This window comes from Streptomyces sp. SID1328 (assembly GCF_009865595.1).
GTDB classification, from domain to species: domain Bacteria; phylum Actinomycetota; class Actinomycetes; order Streptomycetales; family Streptomycetaceae; genus Streptomyces; species Streptomyces griseoluteus.
Genome location: NZ_WWKH01000920.1, coordinates 1 through 2642, shown reverse-complemented (window position 1 = coordinate 2642; position 2642 = coordinate 1). Strand labels below are relative to the sequence as shown.

At 73.2% G+C, this 2642-nt stretch carries 3 protein-coding genes; 2 read left to right on the top strand and 1 reads right to left on the bottom strand.

Going from position 1 to position 2642, the window contains the following annotated elements; translation table 11 throughout:
• A partial coding sequence (locus GT030_RS29725) for a helix-turn-helix domain-containing protein (RefSeq protein ID WP_161203738.1) occupies positions 1 to 596 on the top strand: 596 nt, incomplete at its 5' end.
• Between the two features lie 4 nt (positions 597 to 600).
• Here the strand turns inward: GT030_RS29725 and GT030_RS29720 are convergent.
• Entirely contained in the window at positions 601 to 1170 is a 570-nt protein-coding gene (locus GT030_RS29720) for a TetR/AcrR family transcriptional regulator (RefSeq protein ID WP_161203737.1), read from the bottom strand.
• A gap of 96 nt (positions 1171 to 1266) precedes the next feature.
• On the opposite strand from GT030_RS29720, the gene GT030_RS29715 reads away from it, so the two are divergent.
• Positions 1267 to 2642 (top strand): MFS transporter (locus tag GT030_RS29715; RefSeq protein ID WP_161203736.1); only part of this gene is annotated, 1376 nt, incomplete at its 3' end.

The following is a 2642-nucleotide window of genomic DNA, read 5'->3' as shown; positions in this document are numbered from 1 at the left end:
TCTCCGCCGACCCCGACGACGCCCCCTCGGTACGCACCGTCCCGCACGCCACCGCCCTGTGCACGGTGCCGTGGGGCGCGACGGCACAGAGCCTCGCGGTGCTGGTGCGGCTGCGCAGCACGGAGGTGACGGCCCCGGCGCTGGTGGCGGCCGCGCGGCTGGTCAAGGAGGCGGAGGGCGCCGTGGTCGGAGTGGGGGTCGGCGAGCCTCGCGCGGGGCTGGCCGAGTTGGGCACGGTGTGGCAAGAGGCGTCGGCGGCGGCGCGGGCGGCCCTGGCCGAACCGAGGTTCGCGCCGGTGGCCGAGTGGCGGGGCATCGGCCCGTACCGGCTGCTGTCCGCGCTGCCGCCGAGGTCGGTGCAGGACCCGGTGGCGGCGCCGCTGCTCTCCCCCGCCCACCAGGAACTGGCCCGCACCGCCGAGGTCTACCTCGACTGCGCGGGCCAGGCCGGCCGGGCGGCGGCCGAACTGGGCATCCACCGCCAGACGCTCTACTACCGCCTGGGCCGCGTGGAACGCCTGACCGGCCTGGACCTGGACGACGGCGAGGACCGCCTCCTCCTCCACATGGCCCTGAAGCGGGCCCGGCTGGGCTGAGCGTTCAACCCTTCCGCACGCCCTCCACGACCCGGCGCAGCCCGGCGGTGAGGGCGGCCGCGTCCGGGGCCGTCCCGGGGTCGAAGGTCCACTGGGCGATGAGGCCGGTCATCAGGGTGAGGTAGAAGCCGCCGAGGGTGTCGGCGGTCTCGTCGGTGACCTCCTCCTCCGGTACGCCGGTCAGCAGCGCGACCAGGCCGCGTCCGCCCTCGCGCTGCTCGCGGCCCAGGTAGGCGCGGACCTCGGGGAGTTCGATGGTCATGACCTCCATGCTGAGCCGGAAGACCGAACCGGGTTCGCGCATCGCGGAGATGATGTTCGACCACACCCAGTGGAAGCGCTCCAGCGAGCCGGGCTCCCCCTCCGGCTCGGCACCGCCGAAGGTGTCCCCCGCCTCCTCCACCAGCGCCACGTACGCCTGCGCGAGCAGGGCGTCCTTGGAGCCGTAGTGGTAGCCGATGGAGGCCAGGTTGGTGCCCGACTCCTTCACGATGTCGCGCGCGGTGGTCCGGGCGAACCCCTTCGCCAGCAGGCAGCGCTTGGCGCCCTCGAGCAGATCCTCACGGTGTCCCATGCCGGCCAGCGTACCCCGGTCCATACAAGCGTCCTAGACGCTTGACTTATACAATCGTTCTAGACACTCGTTTAATACAGCCGTACATTCCTCGGCATGGTGAATCCGCAGAGCACGACGAGCACCACCCCAGTCCCCGTGCCGGACCAGCCCGTTCGTGCCGGACGGCGGGAGTGGACCGCGCTGGGCGTACTGATGCTGCCGCTGCTGCTGGTCTCGATGGACGTCTCCGTGCTGTACTTCGCCACCCCGGCGATCAGCGCTGACCTCCGCCCGACCGGCACGCAGCAGCTCTGGATCTTCGACATCTACGGCTTCGTCCTGGCCGGCCTGCTGATGACGATGGGCTCCCTCGGCGACCGCATCGGCAGCCGCCGGCTCCTGCTGGCGGGGGCCGCCGCCTTCGGCGCCGCCTCGGTCCTCGCCGCCTACGCCGACAGCGCCACCACGCTGATCGCGGCCCGCGCGGTCCTCGGCGTCGGCGGCGCCACCCTGATGCCGTCCACCATGGCGCTGCTGCGCACGATGTTCACCGACCCCGCCCAGCGGGCGAAGGCGATCGGACTGTGGTCCGGGGTGATGACCGGCGGCATCGCACTGGGCTCGGTGCTGAGCGGGGTGCTGGTGGAGCACTTCTGGTGGGGTTCGGTCTTCCTGGTCAACCTGCCCGCGATGCTCCTGCTCCTGGTCCTCGGCCCGTTCCTGCTCCCCGAGTCCCGTCACCCCGACCCCGGCCCCTTCGACTGGATCAGCGTCCCCCTCTCGCTGGTCGCCGTGCTCCCGGTGATCTACGGCCTGAAGGAGATCCCGTCCGAGGGCTGGCACCTGCGGTACGTGATGTCGGTGACGATCGGCCTGCTCTTCGCCGCCCTCTTCGTCCACCGCCAGCGCACCGCCGCCTCCCCGCTGGTGCCGCCCGCGCTGCTGCGGAACCGGGGCTTCACCCCGGCCGTGGTGCTGACCCTGGTGTCCGCCTTCGGCATGCTGGGCTCGGCGATCTTCACCACGCAGTACCTCCAGTCCGTGCTGGGCAAGAGCCCGCTGTCGGCCGCGCTGTGGAGCCTGGCGCCCTCGGTGCTGATCGGGGTCGCGGGGCCGGTCACCGCCGCGCTGGTCGCCCGGGGCGTGGACCGGGGCCGGGTGGTCGCCGCCGGGTTCGCGGTCTCGGCCGCCGGGTACGGGCTGCTCGCGCTGACCGGCACCGGGTCGCTGTGGCTGCTGCTGGCCGCGGCCGGGGTGCTGGCCTGCGGTGCGGTGATGGTGCTGTCCCAGCTCACCGACCTGGCGATGGGCAGCGCCCCGGCAAAGCGGGCGGGCACCGCCTCGTCCCTGCTGGAGACGGCCACCGAGTTCGGCGGCGCGCTGGGCATGGCGGTCCTGGGCTCGGTCGGCGCGGCCGTCTACCGGCACCGGATGCCGTCCGGCGCCCCGGCGGAGGCCCGCGAGACGCTCGGCGGCGCGCTGGTCACCGC

What these genes read in the sequence shown, in the direction of transcription:
- GT030_RS29720 (WP_161203737.1), bottom strand. Translation starts at nt 1,170, where the DNA reads ATGGGACACCGTGAGGATCTGCTCGAGGGCGCCAAGCGCTGCCTGCTG.